This window comes from Bifidobacterium apicola (genome assembly GCF_042846865.1).
Lineage (GTDB): Bacteria > Actinomycetota > Actinomycetes > Actinomycetales > Bifidobacteriaceae > Bombiscardovia > Bombiscardovia apicola.
Genome location: NZ_BAAFQQ010000001.1, coordinates 1549289 through 1567569 on the forward strand (window position 1 = coordinate 1549289; position 18281 = coordinate 1567569).

Here is an 18281-nt window from a genome sequence, read left to right on the forward strand (position 1 = left end):
GGATGAGCGAAACGGTAATGAGCACCGGGGGATCGGAACAGAGCAAACGAGCTGAAGGTGCACAAGCATCAACAGCTGGCTCTTCGTCTGACCGCGCGGCCGAACAGGTCAAGGCCCCGTTGACTCCTCTGGAGCGAATTCGAGGATGGCGTCAGGATTATCAGAACCAGGTGGGACTGACTCCTTTGGAGAATGTGTCGCAGCTGGCCGCGCAGATGGACCTGACGCATGCGCATCCTTCAGGCATTGCCCAACTCTTCGCCAGCGGTCAGGTCCATCTGGATGCGCTCTTCCGAGACCGCGGCATGCTGCGTGCGGCCCATCGGCGCATGGAGCGGGTTCTGGACGATCAGGCCGCCAAGGAGCGTGCCAGTGGTTTCGCCCAGCTCTCTATGGTGGTGGGGGTGGCTGCCTGGCAGGGACGTGACATGCCCGTACTGCTCTATCCCGTGCGGATCGACGAGAGCACACAGGGAGCATCCAGAGCCTCCATCAGATTCACAGGCAAGGTGGACCTTAATCCTGCCTTGATCTCGGCCATGCGCGAGCGGGGCATCACCCTGGATCCTGACCGTCTGTTTTCCGCGTCCCACTATCAAGGCGGCACCCCTGAAACTTCATCGCTGTTCAAGGATATGACAGCCTTGATCACGCCGCATATCAGCGACTTCACCATCGAACGGAAAATTGTTCTGGGATGCTTCATTGAGCCATCGGCCCAGCTTCTGGGCGAAAGCCTGCGGATTCTGGATCGGATGACCGCCGGATCCACCGGCAACGATCTGCTGGATGCCTTGGCTGGCGATCAGGCAGCCTCCGAGCGGCTCAAGGGCGGAGCAGTGCCCGACTACAGCCCCTTTGATGCTGACCCTCACAGTGAGTTCGAGGCAGGAGATGTGGGCAACCGGGTTCGCTATGCTGCCCAGTTGGTGGCGACCGGGCACAGCGTGCTTGTGAATGAGCAGTCTGGCCGCCACAGCGCTGAGGATGCCTTGGCCATTGCCTCGCGTTGTGTCACCTCTGGCAGAAGCGTGCTCTATGTGCCCTGCGTGGTGGAGGAGAAGCGGCGCTTCCAACGTCGTCTGGATGCTGCCGGGATGGCCAGCATGGCCCTTGACCTGACTGACGACCAGCTGGGCAGGAACTTGGATCAGCGGCTGATCGATGCGGTGGGGTTCAAACCCGGCAAGGCCAGTGAGCATTTCGACCAGGTGGCTGACGAACTTGTTGGCGTCCGTTCCCGGCTGACCCGTTACTTGGGAGACCTGCACGGGGTGGATTCGAGCTGGGGGGTTTCGGCATACCAGACCATTCAGAATCTGGCCAGCATTGCCAATATGCCTACGCATCCCGCCACCCGTGTCCGGCTGGGCGCAGCCACGGCCCACAACCTGCAGCCCGAGCTGGACGCCTGGGCGGACAAGCTGGAGAGGGCTGCCGAGCTGGGCGAATTCGTCATCGGCCCCCAGGACACTCCTTGGTTCGGTGCCGCCTTGGTCAACGAGAACGAGGCTGTGGACGCTTACTCCCGTGTGGTTCGTCTCCTGCAACGTCTCCTGCCAGACACCCGCGAGCAGGTCAAATCCACTGTAGAGACCTGTGGATTCCCTGTGCCGGCCACCGTCAAGGATTGGGGACGGCAAGTGGTGGTCCTCAAGAACCTGCGCCGGGTCCTGGATGTCTTCCAGCCTTCCATCTTCGAGCGCGATATTCCTGCCATGATTGAAGCCACCAAGCCCAAGGCCGATCGCAAGGCCAACGGTACAAATCTGGGATTCTGGGAACGTCGGCGTCTGGTCAAGGAAGCCAAGAGCCTGCTCAGGCCTGGCGCCCAGGTCGAGGATCTGCATGAGTCGCTGGTGGTGGTCTCCAAGCAGGCTGAGCAGTGGCGGACCTTTGTCCCCCACGGCGGATGGCCGGTTCTGCCGCCCAAGCTGGATGTCATTATCGACACTCAGGAATCCCTGATCCGCGACATGACGGCTCTGGATACCGTCCTGGCATCGACTCCGGCTGGCGGCGATCTGGAGACCATGGACTTCAACAAGGTGGAGGAACGGCTCAAGGCCCTCTTCGATGACCATACGGCCCTGGATACCTTGCCTGAGCGTTGCACTTTGGAGGGCGAATTCAGCAAGGCGGGGCTGGAGGACCTGGTCCAGGACCTGCGCAACCGTCAGGTTGAGGGCAAGGCGGTACGTGCCGAGCTGCAACTGGCCTGGTGGACCACTGTATTTGACGACATCATGCGGTCCTCGCAGATCATCTCCAATCAGGATGGTTCCGCCCTTTCCAACGCAGCCGACCGCTTCAGCCAGGTGGATGCACAGCATGTAGCCAGCGTAGGACCTATGGTTGCCCAGGAGAGCGAAAAGCGCCTGTCTGAGCTGCTCTTCTCACGCACCCAGGAGGCCAACCAGCTGCATACCATGCTAGCTGGCAACCCCGGTGCCTCCCTTACGGTCTTCCAGCAGGCCCACCCTGGCATACTCTCGGCGGCCAAGCCCATCATTATCGCGACTCCTGCCACGCTGGCGACCAGGACCAATCCGACGCAACTGGCTGATACGGTCATCATCGACGCCGGGGCCCATATGCCTTCCATCCAGGTGCTTACCGTGCTGGCTCGTGCCCGGCAGGTGGCCGTCATCGCTCACCGGCCTACCATCACCTCAGATGGCCTCTTGCAGCTGGTCGACCATCTGGTCCCGGTCACCGTCAAAGCCCGTACTTCGCGCCGCTCCATTCAATTGGAAGCCTTCCTGAAGGATCACGGCTATGGGGGCCTGTCAACGCCTGTGCCCGATTGCCGGGAGCCTGGCAAGGTAACCCTGACCAGGGTGGATGGCGCTGGCGTGCCGGTCATGGCCACCGGGCTGGTTGAGTCCAGTCAACAGGAGGTCACTGCTGTTGTCGACATGCTCAGACGCAAGGCCGGATCTTTCTCTCTGGTTCCTAGCAGTTATCTGCTGACTGTGATCACGCTGTCCGCAACCCATCGCTCACGACTGGGAGCCGAGCTCAAATCCGCAGCAGCCAAGGACAGGGCTTTTGCCAAGTTCCTGCGGCATGTGCGCATCGTCGGCATTGACGAGGTCTGCGGCGCACGGGCAACGGACGCGATCCTGACCTTAGGCTTTGCCAAGACGGCTCATGGCCGCCTCCTGCAGCAGTTTGGCGATCTGGAGGGTGAAGGAGGCAAGGGCATGCTGTTGGATGCCCTTGCACTGCCGGATCGGAATCTGGACATTGTAGCGGCGTTCTCCGCTGAAGATCTGGAGGATGATCGCCTTCATCAGCCTGGGCCGCGTCTGCTCAAGGAGCTGCTGACCTGGGCTGAACATCCCGACGCTGAACCGGCCCGGCCGGAGCAGGACGAGCAGTCCACCAATGTGCTCTTTCGGGATCTGGCCCAGCGGCTGCGGAACCGGGGGCTGGATGTAGCTCTGGGTTACGGGTACGATCAGGCGCCCCGAATCCCGCTGGTGGTCGGGCTCAAGAACAAGCCTTATGCTTTGGCTGTGCTGACTGACGATGCCGATTTCATGCACACCCAGTCCACCCGAGAGCGTCACCGGTTCACTACCGAGGACCTGCAGTATCTCGGGTGGTCAGTTATGACGGTCTGGAGCGTCTCTGCATTTGTCAATCCTGACAAGGAGGCTGACAGGATCGTTGCCCGACTTGCCGATATCTATCAGCAGGCGCGTTGATGGCAGAGGATCGGCAAGGCTGTGGAAATCAGGCCGACGACTCCGCATCTGCGCATGCGCGTCGGCATCGTCGTGTAGTTCGTCCCGGCAGGGAACGGTTCGATGTTGACGGCATCGAGGAAGATCCTCAGGACCGGGTTTGCGCACAGGATCGCATTGATGGGGATGACCGGCGGATCCTGGGCGAGCTGCCGCCGCACTGGGGACTCTTCCCCAATGAGCGTGGCGACTGACTGCCGGTCCTAATCCTGGCTCCTGGGCAATCCGGTTCCAGTCTGCCGACTGTCTGCACCTTTCGACTGGTGAATGTCGTCGGCGATCTGACGCAGCAGCTGAAGGGTCTGGTCCTGAGGGCTGGGTGCGTTCGGTTGGTCCTTGATGCCGGAGGCTGCTCGGCTCAGCTGCCGCAGCTTGTTGATGGGCATGATGATGCAGAAGTAGACGGCGATGGCGATCAAGAGGAAGTTGAGCAGGGCAGTCAGAATGGCGCCAAAGGAGATAGTGGCGTTCCGGTAGCTGATGGTCAGGAGTCCCGACAGGTCCGGTTTGCCGAAGATCATGGCGATCAAGGGGCTGATCAGATTGTTGACGATGGCGTTGACCACGCTGGTCACCGCTGAACCCATGACCACGCCCACGGCCATGTCCACCATGGACCCACGCGAGATGAACTGTTTGAATTCGCCCAGCACGCCCTTGTTGCTGATCTGCGAGATTTTGTGGACTGCTTCGGCGGTATCCTTGGCCGCTGCCTGATTAATCGAGGCCATCCTGCATCCTTCCGTAGCTGTGGTAAGGCATGAAACGCCCATGCCTCCTTCTTTCTCCATTATCGCGGGCCCGGGATGGTTTCGGTTTTCCGACATGACTGGAGGGTGTCGATACAGAAGTCCTGTCCGGGCGGATGGCGATGACGGGGGTGGATGGGTCCAGCGATAGCAAGAGCAGAGCCTGACTGGCATCCAGGGCGAAGACGGATTGGGATCCTTGCCGGGCTTGGTTGCTCTCCCGTCCTGCTGGGTCGGATCGATCTTTGTCGATGGTCTGAGCCGGTTGTAGCGCTAGTGCCTTTTCAGCTATCACGCAGTGCCCAATGCCTGGGGGCTGCCCGGATGTCTGGGTGCGTGCGTCGTTGACTTGCTGGCCTTGGGGAAGTCTTGGTTCCCGGTTAGAAACTGGTCGGTTTTGCACGGAGGATTGTGACTGAGAACTCGGCTGGGCAGGATGCGGGCCCACACCAGCCGGGCAGTCCCCCGAGGCCAGCAAACTCACCTGGTCGCCAGCCTGCAGGTCCCCCGGATCGTCGGCCAGACGAACGGTCACCGGGGTGGTCCCGGGCGGCTGTGCCGGTCGCCCACTGATCATGGCCGTCGTCAGAGGCTGTCCTTTATGAACTCCAATGATCAGCCGCTGCCCGCGTACTTGTCCATAGGAGGAGATCAGGCCGGGCAACCGTTCCCTGCTGTGCAGGATCCGCGTTTCCACCATGGCAGGTTCGATGGCTGATCCGCGTGCAATAGGCTGCGCAGCGACCAGTACAGACAGGCGGCCTTGAGCCTGGATCAGGACCTGCAGGGTGCAGAAGACTGCCAATCCAAGTGCCAGAGCGGCCCCCGCACGTCTCAGTCGAAAAATCCGCCGCCGACGGTTAAGGGATCCAGCGGCGGATGGAGGCGTGGCTTTGTGGGTGAAAACAGAAAAATCGACCATGCCCCCAGCTTGCCGGGATCTTGGCCGGCGCAGGGGACCAGTATGGTCGATGTGGTCGAATGTGCTTCTCAGCCTGCTTGTTGTTACTTGTCGGAGCTTGAAGAGGAGGATGAGGCTCCGTCGGTCCGGTAGAAGCCATGGCCCTTGAACTCAATGGGCACTGCGGAGAAGATCTTGCGGACCTGCTGCTGCCCGCACTTGGGGCAGATGGTGATGGGTTCGTCGTTGAAGGACTGCTCCTTGGTGAAGTCATATCCGCAGTTCTTGCAACGATAGTGATAGGTGGGCACCGTTCTTTCCCTCCGCTGATGGTCGGTTCGCTCGACGATTGGTTCAACACCCAATATCCTAGTGGTGGCTTCGACCAGAGGGATCGGGGCCGGGCCTTTCGTCAGCCTTGCTCATCCCCATTATGGTCTGCCTTGGGCCTTCGAGACAGGCCTGTGGCTGTAGGCGTGAAGCCTTCAGGTGTCAGGACGGCATCCACGGGAAGATCATGGTCCAGATGCGGCAGTGGGGATTCCATGAATTCGTCGGGCCAGCAGATGCCTACCACCGGAGTTCGATCTGCACGCATGGTCAGGGCCCGGTCGTACCAACCGCCGCCTCGTCCCAGACGAATGCCGGTATGGTCGATGGCCAGTGCCGGCACCAGGATCAGATCGGCCTGATTCAAGGCCTGCGATGGCAGGGCCGATGTATCGGGTTCGTCCGGACGCCAGCCGGGGATCCGCTTCATGTCATTCAGATCCTGTCGTGCTCGCAGGCGTCCCCAGCCCACCTGCATGCCCGTGCCCAGCATTGGGATGAGCACCTGGTCGTCCCGGCGCAGCAGGAGGTCCAGGCTGGGATCCATGGCTATCTCCCCTCGAATTGAGGAAAATGCGGCCACGGTCAGGGGCTGGCGGCGCCGGGGGCGTTCGACCTTGGGCAAGACTTGGTCAGCCAGCAGATCGGCCAGCTTGCGGCCTGCGTCCATGCATTGAGCCAAGTCGATGCGCCTGCGGGCTTCAAGCAGATGGTTGCGCTGATCCTGCTTGTCCATGTCGATGCTTTCCTGCTCCTTCATGCCCTCAGTTCTACCAGCAGGAGCTCCCTCTAATGGACGCCTGCCTGTTTCGATCGTCGTTCAGTGAGAACATGGAGTCATGTCGGTTCTGCACACCTTCCGTCAGGTATGGCAAGGTTCCCGGACACGCTCTGAGCATGCCCTGGATCTGCCTGATTGTCTGGCCCCGCCTTCAGGTCATGGGGACTTCCTGCTCAGGCCCATCCGCGAGGACGACCAGGCGGCTTGGAACGCGGTTCGGTGGAAGAACAGGGAGTGGCTGGCCCCTTGGGAATCCGGGGATCCTCGCCACGAACCCGGCATGACCTATGTCCAGTGGATGCAGCAGCTGGAGCGTGCTCGGCAGGAGGGCACCGAAGCGGTCTTCCTGATGGAGTTTCATCAGAGCATCGTGGGGCAGATCTCCTTGGGCGCCATCCGCTACGGGTCCATGCGCATGGCGACGGCGGGCTACTGGGTGGATGAGGACTGGACTGGCCATGGTTTCGCGCCCCTGGCCCTGGCCATGCTGGCTGATTGGGCTTTCCGGAACGAAAATGGACCACATCTGCACCGGATCGAGGTGGCGATTCTGCCTGAAAACGAGCGGTCCCTGCGCGTGGTCCAAAAGCTGGGCATGGAGCCTGAAGGGCTGCGCCGCAGCTACATGTACGTCAATGGACAGTGGCGCGACCACCTGACCTTTGCCTTGATCAGCGACCAATTCGATCCGGATCTGCTTGCCAGTCTGTGAATTCCAGTGGCGCCATGGCCGACACGCTGGGCTTGACTTGCCGCTTGGGGCATACCGTCAACTAACGTAGTACCTATGGTTTATGAATCACTAAGCAGCATCGTGGTTTTGGTGATTGCGGTGATTCTGGTGCTGGGTTGGTTGCCGTTTCGCACCATCAAGGGCATGAAGCGGGCCTCGGAGCATCGCCAGGACAGGCTTTCCACCTCCTTGCATATGGTGGGCGGGGAAGACGGCATGAGGTTCTGCGACAGGCAGTCGATGACGGTGAAAGGGTTGGTCATGCAGCAAGGGCAGCAGGATGGCAACCGGCGGAGTCAGGCCCAGCGGATCAAGCAGATCAGACAGTTGCGCCGTGCGGCCATACGCCGTCGTCGTATCCTGGTCCTTGCTCTGCTGATTGTCACGGTACTGGTGGCTGGTTTCTCCTTCCTTATGGGCTATAGCGCATGGCTCACTCTGATTCCCTTGGCCTTGCTGATAGTGGTGTTGGCTGCTGGTGCACATGCCTCGGCCCAGGCGCGGGCCTGGGAACGCAACTTGGCCCAGCGGCGTGATCGTCAGCGTCGTCAGCGGGCAGCCAGCCTGACCGCGAACAAGGCTTCCGGCGTGACTGGACAAGCCAAAGGTGAGGCCCGCACGGAAACGGCTACGGATGTGCTGGATCAGGGTGAGATCCGTCGAACGCTGGTCCAAGCCAAAGCCGATCAGCAGGCAGCACTCAAGGCCAGGCAGCACAATTCAGCCGAGCCTGAAAAGTCGGCAGTCAGCAGCAAGGCTAAGGACTCAGCCGGTTCCGTCAAGTTGACTGAGAAGGCCGCTGAACGAACTCCCGCCAAGCAAGCAGTCGCTCAGCAGACGGCTTCCAAACCGGAAACTGCCAAATCCGCCAGGGCCTCAATGGCAGCCTCCAAGCAGTCGGCCGACAAACCCACTGCTTCCAAGTCCGCCGCCCGATCGATTCCCCCGCAGTCGGCAGCTGTGCAATTCGTCGTCCCCTCAGGTAAATCCAAATCGGTCTCTGTGTCTGCTGGCAGTGAGCGCCCAGCATCGACGGCTCCGACCTCAAAGTCTACGATGTCGTCCTCAGCAAGTGCCCAGGAGGATGCCACCAATGAACTCGAACGCATCAATCCCTCTCCGGCCTTGGATGCCTTCGGCATGGCGGCGAACCAGGATCTGATCTCCTTCTCCCTGGGATCTCCCCGTGGCGAAGGATCGGACAAGGGCGGCAGGAATAACGAAGACGAGGGTCCTCACAGCCTGGAGATCAAGTCGACCAAGCAGGTCTCCGTTGCTCGTCCCCCTAAAAAGCAGCAGTCTAATCAGACCACCAAGGCCGGCGGACGGCCCGACGACTTTCACAAGCAGGAGATGCAGGCCCAGGTTGATGCGCCTGACCGCAGCGACGATTCCCTGTCCATCGGCGTGGAGGCCATATTGGCCCGGCGCCGTCCGGCAGCCAAGTCCTGAATCAATCGGCGATATCCTTTCACCACCAGCGTTAGCACTCAAGTTGGCAGAGTGCTAATTTCGCGCTACTATGACTTGTAGCGCAAAGGAATGCGTGGTGAGTGTTCGTCAGCCTCTCATCGACGTTCCGGCGTGGGTTCATTGGCTGTTCTCACAAGATGTAGGAGGTCCACAGTGTCGATTTCACTCACACCGTTGGAAGACAAGATCGTCATCAAGCAGGCTGAGGCGGAGACCAAGACCGCTTCAGGGCTGGTCATTCCCGATACCGCCAAGGAGAAGCCTCAGCAGGGAGAGGTGCTGGCAGCGGGTCCCGGCCGTCGTGACGACAAGGGCGAGCGCATCCCCATGGATGTCAAGGTTGGCGACAAGGTTCTGTACTCCAAGTACGGCGGCACCGAGGTCAACTACGGCGGCGAGGACTACCTGATCGTGTCTGCGCGCGATGTTCTGGCCATTCTCAAGTAAGGCATTGGTTCTGCATCGCCGCACGCGGTGGTGATGGCGGCCCCTGGTCCTTTAGCGGGACCAGGGGCCGTTTTGCGTGTCACAGGAGGACCGTGCAGCGGACCATGCACCGCAGGGACATATGGTTGCCGCTAGCATGGTGCCCATGCACTATCGTCATCGCGCCAGTATTGATGCCCTGCCCGGGTACCGGCAGGGCAGCCCGGCACCTGCCATTCCCGGGTTGACCAGCTACAAGATCTCCAGCAACGAGAACCCGTATCCGCCCCTGCCCGGCGTGCTCCAGACTGTCTCCGAACAGGCCTTGGGCCATCTGAACCGCTATCCGGACATGCATGGCACCCTTCTGGTAGAGCGGCTGGCCCGGCTGCACGGAGTGGATCCCGCATGCATCCAGCTGGGATGCGGATCCACCGAGGTCATTACCCAGCTGGTTGATCTGGTGGCCGGTCATGGCGACCAGGTGGTCTATCCCTGGCGCAGTTTCGAGGCCTATCCCATCATCGTCACCATGGCCGGCGCCACCGGGGTGCCCGTGCCCCTGGATAAGGAGGGGCGGCATGACGTCGAGGCCATGATTGCCGCAGTCAATGACCACACCAGACTGGTCATTGTCAACAATCCCAATAATCCGACTGCGACCAACGTCGACCGGGCTCAGGCCGAGCGTCTGCTGCAAGCCCTGCCGGCAGACCTGCCGGTGCTCTTCGATGAGGCGTATATACAGTTCAATGACGACCCCGATCGAGCCGACGGATTGGCGCTCATGCGCGAGCATCCCAATGTGATAGTCGCCCGGACCTTCTCCAAGGCTTACGGACTGGCGGGGCTGCGGATCGGATACGCCGTGGCTGCCGAGCCGATCATCGCCGGTATGAACAAGGTGGCCCTGCCCTTCGGCGTCACCGATGTGGCCCAGACGGCGGCAATGGCCAGCCTGGACGCACAGGACCGCCTGTCCGAACGGGTCCAGGCGCTCAAGCAGGAGCGGGCCAGGATACTGGCTGGTTTGCAGGATCAAGGGTGGAATATTCCTGAACCTCGGGCGAACTACTACTGGCTGCCTCTGGGTCAGGCCGCCGCGCAGGCTGATCAGCGCTTCCGCGATGCCGGCCTGTCGGTCAGAACCTTCCCGGGCGAGGGCATCCGCATCACCGTGGGGGAGCGGGAGGCGAACGACCGGGTCTTGGAGGTCTGCGCCGACCTGCGCCGAGAGGGTCTGTTGCAAGATCCGATCTCCGATTGAAGATTGCACCGGCTCGAACATAAACGTATTTGATTGCCGCCTTCGCTGTTGTATGGAATGTCACAGCGGAGGCGGTTTTGCTTGGATGAGCTTGTGTCGTCTTGGATAAACCTATATATTGTGGTTGGCTGGCCAAACCAATCCAATATATAGTGTTTATCAAGGAGCAGCAGTCCCTATGTCCTTAGCAGATGTGGATCGGCGCGATCCTCCCGATGGCGCCTCCAGGCTGGTGTATTTCTCCAGCGTCTCCAATAACACCCACCGCTTTGTGCAGCGGCTGGGCGTGAAGGAGCCTCTCCGCATTCCCCTGTACGAGCGGCGCCAGCCGATGCTCGTCATGGATGCGCCTTACCTTCTGCTGGTGCCCACCTATGGCGGCGGGTCAGCCAAGGGGGCAGTGCCCAAACAGGTCATCCACTTTCTGAACAATCCGGTCAACCGCGGGCTGATCCGCGGAGTCGTCACCTCAGGCAATCGCAACTTCGGCAGCGCCTATTGCGCGGCCGGCCCGCTGATAGCCCGCCGGTGCGGCGTCCCTGAGCTCTATCGCTTCGAGCTGCTGGGCACCTCGGAGGATGTTCAAGCGGTCAGGGCCATTCTGGCCGGGATGGGAGTGCGGCTCCAGCAGCAGTCGACTGATTCACGAAAGGCGGTTCTGTCATGAGCCAGCAGGAAAACACCCAAGAAAGCACCAAGACAGAGTCCAGCGTCTATGCCGACGACGAGATGATGCGCAAATCCATCACCCCGCCCCAATACCGAATCACTCCTGAGGCCAGGATCCGTCCGGTCAACTGGAACAAGATCACCGACGAAAAGGATCTGGAAGTTTGGAACCGCCTGGTCTCCAACTTCTGGCTGCCCGAGAAGGTGCCGCTGTCCAATGACATTCCATCCTGGAACACCCTGACCGATCATGAGCGCCAGACCACGGTCCGTGTCTTCACCGGACTGACCATGCTGGACACCACCCAGGCCACCATCGGCGAGCTGGTGCAGATTGATCACGCACGCACCGAGCAGGAGCAGGCCATCTACACCAACATCGCCTTCATGCAGTCTGTCCACGCCCGCTCCTACTCCTCGGTCTTCTCCACCCTCTGCTCCAGCGAGGAGATTGACAAGGCCTACCGCTGGGCCGTGGCCAACGATGTCCTCCAGGAGCGCGTCCACACGGTCCTGCACGAGTATGTCAGTGAGGATCCCCTGAAGCGCAAGGTGGCCTCCACCATGCTTTCCTCGCTCATGCTCTATGCAGGTTTCTACCTGCCCCTCTACTTCTCCAGCCATGCCAAGCTGATGAACACGGCTGACATGATCCGTCTGATCCTGCGTGACAAGGCCATCCACGGCTATTATTCGGGCTACAAGTATCAGCGGGGCCTGGAGGAGAGGACCCAGGCTGACCAGGCCATGCTGGAAAAGTTCACCAATGATTTGCTGGACAAGCTCTACGACCTGGAGATGGTCTACTCCGGGCAGATCTATCAGGGCTTCCCCTTCGTCGAGGATGTCTTCGCCTTCGTCCGCTACAATGCCAACAAGGCGCTCATGAACCTGGGCTACCCGGCCCGGTTCGCAGCCGACCAGACCGATGTCAGCTCGGAGATCCTGGCGGCTCTGTCGCCCTCGGCCAACGAGAACCACGATTTCTTCTCGGGTTCGGGCTCCTCCTACGTCATGGGGCACTCCGAGTCCACGGACGACGACGACTGGGACTTCTGACCGAATCGGAACCGGTGTGATATTGGGCACAGAAAACCCTAGATATGCTCACCGTTTCCGTTATCAATAGCACATATAGTAGTTTTGGCTCGCGCTGGGCGGGTGCTGAATGGTCCGTCTCCAGAGCGGGCATCACTGTCAAGACAGGCTCGGGATGGCCTGCTCAGGAGGAAGCATGGAGCAACAGCAGACTGCCGGAACTGATTCGGAGCTCAGCGCTCCCGAGTTCGCTGCCCAGGGTCAGCGCCTGGGGGCCGTGGTCTACTTCTCATCGGCCTCGCGCAACACCGCCCGGTTCATCGCCAACTGCCGCTTGGATGAAGAGGGGATAGATGTCTTCCGCATCCCTCTAAGGCCAAAGGATCCGCCGCTCAACATTCGCCAGCCCTACATCCTGATCGTCCCGACATACGGAGGCGGATCGGCCAAGAAGGCGGTCATGCCCCAGATCAAGCGCTTTCTGAACGACCCGGCCAACCGGGCCGGGATCCGCGGGGTCATTGCCTCGGGCAACACCAACTTCGGGGAGGCCTTCTGCATGGCGGGGGACATCATCTCCCGCAAGTGCAATGTGCCCTTCCTCTACTATTTCGAGCTCATGGGCACCAAGGAGGACCAGGAGAAGGTCCGCCGCGGGGTTGTGGATTTCTTCCGCAACCACCCCGAATCCTGAGTCGGTTTCATTACACGTATCATCACCGTCACATTCATGAAAGGACACCCGATGGGAGCAAACGAGGACACATCCCTGGGCCTGGACAGGACCGCATCCGAGGATGAGGAGACCTTCGATCCGGCTCACGACTACCATGCCCTGAACGCCATGCTGAACCTGTACGACAAGGACGGCAGGATCCAGTTCGACAAGGACCGCGAGGCCGAGCGCCAGTATATGGACAAGCATGTGCGGACCAACACCATGGCCTTCCCTTCCACAGCTGAGAGGATTGCCTACCTTCTGGACCACGAGTACTACGACCGGAAGGTTTTTGATCGTTACACCCCTGAATTCCTGGACAAGATCTACAAGCATGCAGCCGAGAGCGGCTTCGAATTCGAGACCTTCCTGGGCGCCTTCAAGTTCTACACCTCCTATGCGCTGAAGACTTTCGACGGCAAGCGCTACCTGGAGGACTTCCCCCAGCGCTGCGTGGCCGTGGCCCTGGAGCTGGCCGACGGGGACGAGCAGGCCGCCATGAAGTACACGGACGAGATCATTTCCGGCCGCTTCCAGCCCGCCACCCCCACCTTCCTTAACCTGGGCAAGGCCCAGCGCGGTGAGCCGGTCTCCTGCTTCCTGGTGCGCATCGAAGACAACATGGAGTCCATCTCCCGCGGCGTCAACGCCGCCCTGCAGCTGTCCAAGAGGGGCGGCGGCGTGGCCCTGCTGCTCAGCAACCTGCGCGAGATGGGCGCGCCCATCAAGCACATTGAGAACCAGTCCAGCGGCGTGGTCCCGGTCATGAAGCTCCTGGAGGACTCCTTCTCCTATGCCAACCAGCTGGGCGCCCGCCAGGGTGCAGGCGCCGTCTACCTGTCGGCCCATCACCCCGACATCATGCGCTTCCTGGATACCAAGCGGGAGAATGCGGACGAGAAGATCCGCATCAAGTCCCTGGCCCTGGGTGTGGTCATCCCTGACATCACCTTCGAGCTGGCCAAGCGCAAGGAGCCTATGGCCCTCTTCTCGCCTTACGACGTGGAGCGGGTCTACGGCAAGCCCTTTGCCGACATTCCCATTACCGAGCACTATGAGGAGATGGTCAAGGACAAGCGGATCCACAAGAAGTACATCGATGCCCGCGACTTCTTCATGACCCTGGCCGAGATCCAGTTCGAGTCCGGATACCCTTACATCCTCTTCGAGGACACAGTCAACAAGGCCAATCCCATCGATGGCCGGATCACCATGTCCAACCTCTGCTCGGAGATCCTGCAGGTCCAGGAGCCCAGCACCTACTCCGAGAACCTGAACTATGAGCATATCGGCCGCGACATCTCATGCAATCTGGGGTCCCTTAACATCGCCAAGGCCATGGACGGCGGCCTGGCCGATACGGTCGAGACCTCGGTGCGGGCCCTGACCTCCGTCTCCGACCACACCAACATCGAGGCCGTCCCCTCCATCAAGCGGGGCAATGACGAAGGCCATGCCATCGGCCTGGGTCAGATGAACCTCCACGGTTTCCTAGCCCGCGAAGGCATCCACTACGGATCCGAAGAGGGGCTGGACTTCACGGACATGTACTTCATGACCGTGGCCTACCACGCCTACAGGGCCTCCCACGCCCTGGCCGTAGAGCGGGGGAAGGCCTTCGCTTCCTTCTCCAAGTCCGACTACGCCAAGCCGGCAGGCCAGGGGAACTACTTCGACAAGTACACCGATGGCAGCCGTTCCCTGGAGCCCAGGACCCAGCGGATCAAGGACCTCTTCGACCAGTACCAGGTCCACATCCCCACGGTTGAGGACTGGAAGGAGCTTCAGGCGGCCATCCTCAAGGACGGCATCTACAACCAGAACCTCCAGGCCGTCCCCCCGACCGGGTCCATCTCCTACATCAACCACTCCACCAGCTCCATCCACCCTATTGCCTCCAAGATCGAGATCCGCAAGGAAGGCAAGATCGGGCGCGTCTACTACCCGGCCCCCTACATGACCAACGAGAACCTGGACTACTTCGAGGATGCCTACGAGATCGGCTGGAAAAAGATCGTGGACACCTACGCCGAGGCCACCCAGCATGTGGATCAGGGGCTCTCGCTGACCCTCTTCTTCCCTGACACCGCCACCACCCGCGACCTGAACAAGGCTCAGATCTACGCTTGGCGCAAGGGGATCAAGACCCTCTACTACATCAGGATCCGCCAGCAGGCCTTGGAGGGCACCGAGGTCGAAGGTTGCGTCAGCTGCATGCTCTAGGGCGCATGTCCTGAAGCATAGGAGATTCCAGGCCGGTACCGCCTTTCACAACGGTGCCGGTCCTTTCGGATCCGCATCCACAGGTCGGGTCCGCTCATGCGGTAGACTGACTGTCCGGTCATGATCCGCGTCGCACTGTCGACATCCATCCAACAAGGAGCAAATCAACTATGGTCCCACCCATTTCCATTCCCCGGCAGCCGTTGAAGCTGATCGACCGGGTCTCCGCCATCAACTGGAACCGTCTGGAGGACGAGAAGGACCTGGAGGTCTGGGACCGTCTGACCGGCAACTTCTGGCTGCCCGAGAAGGTTCCTGTCAGCAATGATCTGCCCTCCTGGCAGGCCATGAGCGAGGAGGAGCACACTCTGACCATGCGGGTCTTCACCGGGCTGACCCTTCTGGACACCATCCAGGGGACCGTGGGTGCCGTCAGCCTGATCCCGGATGCACTGACCCCCCATGAGGAGGCGGTCTACACCAACATCGCCTTCATGGAGTCGGTCCATGCCAAGTCCTACTCCTCAATTTTCTCCACCCTGGCCTCTACGCCTCAGATCGACGCCGCCTTCGAGTGGAGCGAGCACAACGAGTTCCTCCAGCGCAAGGCCCAGATCGTCCTGGACTACTACGAGGGCGACAACCCCCTGAAGCGCAAGGTGGCCTCCACCCTGCTGGAGTCCTTCCTCTTCTACTCGGGCTTCTACCTGCCCATGTACTTCTCCAGCCATGCCAAGCTGACCAACACAGCCGATCTGATCCGTCTGATCATCCGCGACGAGGCTGTTCACGGCTACTACATCGGCTACAAGTACCAGAAGGGGCTGGCCAAGGTGTCTGACTCCGAGCGTCAGGCCATGAGCGACTATACCTATGAGCTCCTGGGCGACCTGTACGACAACGAGGTGGAGTACACCGAGAGCCTGTACTCCGGGGTGGGCCTGGTGGAGGACGTCACCAAGTTCCTGCGCTACAACGGCAACAAGGCCCTGATGAATCTGGGCTATCCGGCACTCTTTCCCTCGGACACCACCGACGTGAATCCGGCCATCATTGCGTCGCTGAGCCCCAATGCGGACGAAAACCACGACTTCTTCTCCGGCTCGGGCTCCTCCTATGTCATGGGCAAGGCCGTGGAGACGGACGACGACGACTGGGATTTCTGATCTGTCTGTCCCGCTCCGACGCGAGGGACACGACGTTGGAGCGGGACTTGCGAAAAACGAAAAAACATGTCATCATAGGCAAGTTGCCGTACGGAGCTCCGGTTCTAGTGCGGCATGGCGGATTTCCCAAGCGGTCAAAGGGAGCTGACTGTAAATCAGCCGCGTAATGCTTCAGAGGTTCGAATCCTCTATCCGCCACGCCTCGGTAGCTCAGTGGCAGAGCACTTCCTTGGTAAGGAAGAGGTCGTGAGTCCGATTCTCACCCGAGGCTCTCTGGCGGGGTAGCTCAGCTGGCTAGAGCGTACGACTCATAATCGTAAGGTCAAGAGTTCGAGTCTCTTCCTCGCTACTGTGGCCGACATACGTCGGTCGTGCAACGACTATAGAGGTGAACCATGGCAAAAGCCGCAGATATCCGTCCTGGCATTACGCTGGCGTGCACCGTGTGCAAGGAGCGTAACTACATTACGACCAAGAACCGTCGTAACACTCCTGACCGTCTGGAGCTCAAGAAGTTCTGCCCCCGTTGCGGCAAGCATACCCTGCACCGGGAGACCCGCTGAGTTCTTCCCGTCTTTTGGCTTCATCGGAACCCGACCATTTGGCCGGGTTCTTTTTTATACAAATTCGCATATATGGCTGCTCCGCATTATCCGAGGATGATTTTGGGAGCAGAACAGGCTTTGTGATGCAGGAAGACCCAACCTTTAGAGAGTGTCCTGGTAGGCTGCAGCAAAGGCCTGATCCAGGTCGGCGATCAGGTCGTCCGGGTTCTCCAGGCCTACGGATATTCGAATCAGGTCGTCACCCACTCCGGCGCTGAGACGGTAAGGGCCTGGGACCTCCCTATGGGTGATCCTGGCCGGGTCCACAATCAGGGTGCGACAGTCGCCGATGTTAGGCATGTAGCTCATGAGATGCACCGAGTCCACGATGCGCTTGACCTGCTCGTAGCTTCCCTGGACTTTGAAAGACAGGATCGTGCCGACGCCCTTGGGCAGCAAGGTCGATGCCAGATGGTCTTGCTGGTCCGCATCGCCCTGGTGCCGACCCTCGGGAATGCCTGAATAATTGACCTGCCCCACCTGGGGAATGGTCAGCAGGTGGCGGGCCAGGGTTGTCGCAGTCTTCACCTCGGTGGCGACCCGCTGGGCCAGGGTCTCAAGGCCTGTCAGCTGCAGGTAGGCGGTGAAGGGGCTCATGACCGCTCCGAAGGTGTGCAGATACTTGGTATGGACCCTGTGGAGAAAGGCCATCTTGCCGAAGGCATCCAGAAAGCTGACCATGGAACCGTGCCGCTCGTCGCTGATGATCAGTTCGGGCTGGCTCATCTGCGGGAAGCGGCCGTTGCCCCAGTCAAACCGTCCTGCATCCACGATGACCCCACCCAGGGCGTTGCCGTGGCCGCAGATTCCCTTGGTGGTCGAGTGGATGACGATGTCGGCACCGAAGTCGATCGGGTTGAGCAGATACGGCGTGGGCACCGTATTGTCGATGATCAGGGCAAGCCCATGCCGATGGGCCAGGTCAGCCAGACCGGGGATGTCGGCTATGGCTGTGGACGGATTGGCCACAGACTCGGCGAAGATAGCCCTGGTGTTGTCCTGGATCAGGGATTCCACCGCGTCAAGGTCGTTGATATCGTCCACAAAATCCGTTTCGATGCCGAAGTTGGGGAAGAAGGTCTTCATGGCATCCACGGAGGTTCCATAAAGATCGACAGGGGAGATCAGCCTTCCGCCGTCTTCGGCTGCGCACATGAGAGCTGACGAGACGGCGGCCATCCCTGAGGCCATGGCCACAGCCCCCTTGCCACCCTCCAAGCTGGCCAGGCGCTCCTCCAGGACCTTGACCGTGGGGTTGGCCAGGCGGGAGTAAGAGAACCCTTGAATTTCGCCGGCGGCCAGAGCGTCTCCCCGGTCGGCGGTGACCATGTCAAAGGCGGCCGACTGGTAAATGGGGACGCTGGCCGCGCCTCCGCCCAGGCTTTGACAGTCATAGCCGTCATGGACGGCTTTTGTTGCAAATCCTTTGCTCATGCGGGTGTCTTCCTCT

General features: G+C 60.5%; 17 protein-coding genes and 3 tRNA genes. 15 read left to right on the forward strand and 5 right to left on the reverse strand.

Features of this window, described 5'->3' with window-relative positions; translation table 11 throughout:
* Positions 1–2: 2 nt before the first annotated feature.
* Together ACGG9J_RS06340 and ACGG9J_RS06345 are read left to right on the forward strand one after the other, a co-directional pair.
* Positions 3–3713 (forward strand): helicase, encoded by a 3711-nt coding sequence (locus ACGG9J_RS06340; protein ID WP_390134617.1) that lies wholly within the window; start codon positions 3–5, stop codon positions 3711–3713.
* The gene (locus ACGG9J_RS06345) at positions 3713–3946 is read left to right on the forward strand and encodes a hypothetical protein (RefSeq protein WP_390134620.1); all 234 of its coding nucleotides are present in this window, start codon (positions 3713–3715) and stop codon (positions 3944–3946) included. Before ACGG9J_RS06340 ends, ACGG9J_RS06345 begins: the two co-directional genes overlap by 1 nt.
* Before the next feature lie 9 nt (positions 3947–3955).
* Here ACGG9J_RS06345 and mscL read toward each other — a convergent pair whose 3' ends face one another.
* The 4 genes from mscL to ACGG9J_RS06365 form a co-directional block, all read right to left on the reverse strand.
* Complete coding sequence (mscL, locus tag ACGG9J_RS06350; RefSeq protein WP_390134622.1) at positions 3956–4483, reverse strand: large conductance mechanosensitive channel protein MscL; 528 nt, start codon at positions 4481–4483, stop codon at positions 3956–3958.
* The gene (locus ACGG9J_RS06355; protein WP_390134624.1) at positions 4470–5423 is read right to left on the reverse strand and encodes an SAF domain-containing protein; all 954 of its coding nucleotides are present in this window, start codon (positions 5421–5423) and stop codon (positions 4470–4472) included. Before ACGG9J_RS06355 ends, mscL begins: the two co-directional genes overlap by 14 nt.
* Before the next feature lie 83 nt (positions 5424–5506).
* The gene (locus tag ACGG9J_RS06360; RefSeq protein ID WP_390134626.1) at positions 5507–5713 is read right to left on the reverse strand and encodes an FmdB family zinc ribbon protein; all 207 of its coding nucleotides are present in this window, start codon (positions 5711–5713) and stop codon (positions 5507–5509) included.
* 101 nt (positions 5714–5814) lie between these two features.
* The gene (locus tag ACGG9J_RS06365; protein WP_390134628.1) at positions 5815–6492 is read right to left on the reverse strand and encodes a 5-formyltetrahydrofolate cyclo-ligase; all 678 of its coding nucleotides are present in this window, start codon (positions 6490–6492) and stop codon (positions 5815–5817) included.
* A gap of 79 nt (positions 6493–6571) precedes the next feature.
* Here ACGG9J_RS06365 and ACGG9J_RS06370 point away from each other — a divergent pair, with 79 nt between their 5' ends.
* From ACGG9J_RS06370 to rpmG, 13 genes are all read left to right on the forward strand, one after another.
* Positions 6572–7225 carry a GNAT family N-acetyltransferase gene (locus ACGG9J_RS06370; RefSeq protein ID WP_390134631.1) on the forward strand — a complete coding sequence of 218 codons (654 nt, stop codon included), beginning with the start codon at positions 6572–6574 and terminating at the stop codon, positions 7223–7225.
* A gap of 102 nt (positions 7226–7327) precedes the next feature.
* Positions 7328–8698, forward strand: coding sequence for a hypothetical protein (locus tag ACGG9J_RS06375; protein WP_390134633.1), 1371 nt, complete (start codon positions 7328–7330; stop codon positions 8696–8698).
* A 174-nt stretch (positions 8699–8872) separates the two neighbouring features.
* Positions 8873–9166 (forward strand): co-chaperone GroES, encoded by a 294-nt coding sequence (gene groES / locus ACGG9J_RS06380; RefSeq protein ID WP_015022393.1) that lies wholly within the window; start codon positions 8873–8875, stop codon positions 9164–9166.
* Between the two features lie 145 nt (positions 9167–9311).
* Positions 9312–10412, forward strand: coding sequence for a histidinol-phosphate transaminase (locus tag ACGG9J_RS06385; RefSeq protein WP_390135335.1), 1101 nt, complete (start codon positions 9312–9314; stop codon positions 10410–10412).
* A gap of 178 nt (positions 10413–10590) precedes the next feature.
* The gene (gene nrdI / locus ACGG9J_RS06390; protein ID WP_390134636.1) at positions 10591–11079 is read left to right on the forward strand and encodes a class Ib ribonucleoside-diphosphate reductase assembly flavoprotein NrdI; all 489 of its coding nucleotides are present in this window, start codon (positions 10591–10593) and stop codon (positions 11077–11079) included.
* A gap of 65 nt (positions 11080–11144) precedes the next feature.
* On the forward strand, positions 11145–12140 hold the full coding sequence (gene nrdF, locus ACGG9J_RS06395; protein WP_390135336.1) for a class 1b ribonucleoside-diphosphate reductase subunit beta: 996 nt from the start codon (positions 11145–11147) through the stop codon (positions 12138–12140).
* Between the two features lie 175 nt (positions 12141–12315).
* Positions 12316–12813, forward strand: a complete 498-nt coding sequence (gene nrdI, locus ACGG9J_RS06400; RefSeq protein WP_390134638.1) for a class Ib ribonucleoside-diphosphate reductase assembly flavoprotein NrdI — start codon at positions 12316–12318, stop codon at positions 12811–12813.
* 51 nt (positions 12814–12864) lie between these two features.
* The gene (gene nrdE, locus ACGG9J_RS06405) at positions 12865–15060 is read left to right on the forward strand and encodes a class 1b ribonucleoside-diphosphate reductase subunit alpha (RefSeq protein ID WP_390134641.1); all 2196 of its coding nucleotides are present in this window, start codon (positions 12865–12867) and stop codon (positions 15058–15060) included.
* Between the two features lie 170 nt (positions 15061–15230).
* Positions 15231–16226 (forward strand): class 1b ribonucleoside-diphosphate reductase subunit beta, encoded by a 996-nt coding sequence (nrdF, locus tag ACGG9J_RS06410; protein ID WP_029678084.1) that lies wholly within the window; start codon positions 15231–15233, stop codon positions 16224–16226.
* Between the two features lie 116 nt (positions 16227–16342).
* Positions 16343–16424: transfer RNA gene (locus ACGG9J_RS06415), tRNA-Tyr, on the forward strand.
* Position 16425: 1 nt separating this feature from the next.
* Positions 16426–16497, forward strand: a tRNA-Thr gene (locus tag ACGG9J_RS06420).
* Positions 16498–16501: 4 nt separating this feature from the next.
* A tRNA-Met gene (locus ACGG9J_RS06425) sits at positions 16502–16575 on the forward strand.
* Between the two features lie 46 nt (positions 16576–16621).
* Positions 16622–16789, forward strand: a complete 168-nt coding sequence (gene rpmG, locus ACGG9J_RS06430; protein ID WP_015022386.1) for a 50S ribosomal protein L33 — start codon at positions 16622–16624, stop codon at positions 16787–16789.
* A gap of 144 nt (positions 16790–16933) precedes the next feature.
* Here rpmG and ACGG9J_RS06435 read toward each other — a convergent pair whose 3' ends face one another.
* A complete protein-coding gene (locus ACGG9J_RS06435; RefSeq protein ID WP_390134645.1) occupies positions 16934–18265 on the reverse strand; it encodes an O-acetylhomoserine aminocarboxypropyltransferase/cysteine synthase family protein in 1332 nt (443 codons plus the stop codon).
* Positions 18266–18281 lie beyond the last annotated feature (16 nt).

What these genes read in the sequence shown, in the direction of transcription:
- ACGG9J_RS06340 (WP_390134617.1), top strand. Translation starts at nt 3, where the DNA reads ATGAGCGAAACGGTAATGAGCACCGGGGGATCGGAACAGAGCAAACGA.
- ACGG9J_RS06345 (WP_390134620.1), top strand. Translation starts at nt 3,713, where the DNA reads ATGGCAGAGGATCGGCAAGGCTGTGGAAATCAGGCCGACGACTCCGCA.
- mscL (WP_390134622.1), bottom strand. Translation starts at nt 4,483, where the DNA reads ATGGCCTCGATTAATCAGGCAGCGGCCAAGGATACCGCCGAAGCAGTC.
- ACGG9J_RS06355 (WP_390134624.1), bottom strand. Translation starts at nt 5,423, where the DNA reads ATGGTCGATTTTTCTGTTTTCACCCACAAAGCCACGCCTCCATCCGCC.
- ACGG9J_RS06365 (WP_390134628.1), bottom strand. Translation starts at nt 6,492, where the DNA reads ATGAAGGAGCAGGAAAGCATCGACATGGACAAGCAGGATCAGCGCAAC.
- ACGG9J_RS06370 (WP_390134631.1), top strand. Translation starts at nt 6,572, where the DNA reads ATGTCGGTTCTGCACACCTTCCGTCAGGTATGGCAAGGTTCCCGGACA.
- ACGG9J_RS06385 (WP_390135335.1), top strand. Translation starts at nt 9,312, where the DNA reads ATGCACTATCGTCATCGCGCCAGTATTGATGCCCTGCCCGGGTACCGG.
- nrdI (WP_390134636.1), top strand. Translation starts at nt 10,591, where the DNA reads ATGTCCTTAGCAGATGTGGATCGGCGCGATCCTCCCGATGGCGCCTCC.
- nrdF (WP_390135336.1), top strand. Translation starts at nt 11,145, where the DNA reads ATGCGCAAATCCATCACCCCGCCCCAATACCGAATCACTCCTGAGGCC.
- nrdI (WP_390134638.1), top strand. Translation starts at nt 12,316, where the DNA reads ATGGAGCAACAGCAGACTGCCGGAACTGATTCGGAGCTCAGCGCTCCC.
- nrdE (WP_390134641.1), top strand. Translation starts at nt 12,865, where the DNA reads ATGGGAGCAAACGAGGACACATCCCTGGGCCTGGACAGGACCGCATCC.
- nrdF (WP_029678084.1), top strand. Translation starts at nt 15,231, where the DNA reads ATGGTCCCACCCATTTCCATTCCCCGGCAGCCGTTGAAGCTGATCGAC.
- rpmG (WP_015022386.1), top strand. Translation starts at nt 16,622, where the DNA reads ATGGCAAAAGCCGCAGATATCCGTCCTGGCATTACGCTGGCGTGCACC.
- ACGG9J_RS06435 (WP_390134645.1), bottom strand. Translation starts at nt 18,265, where the DNA reads ATGAGCAAAGGATTTGCAACAAAAGCCGTCCATGACGGCTATGACTGT.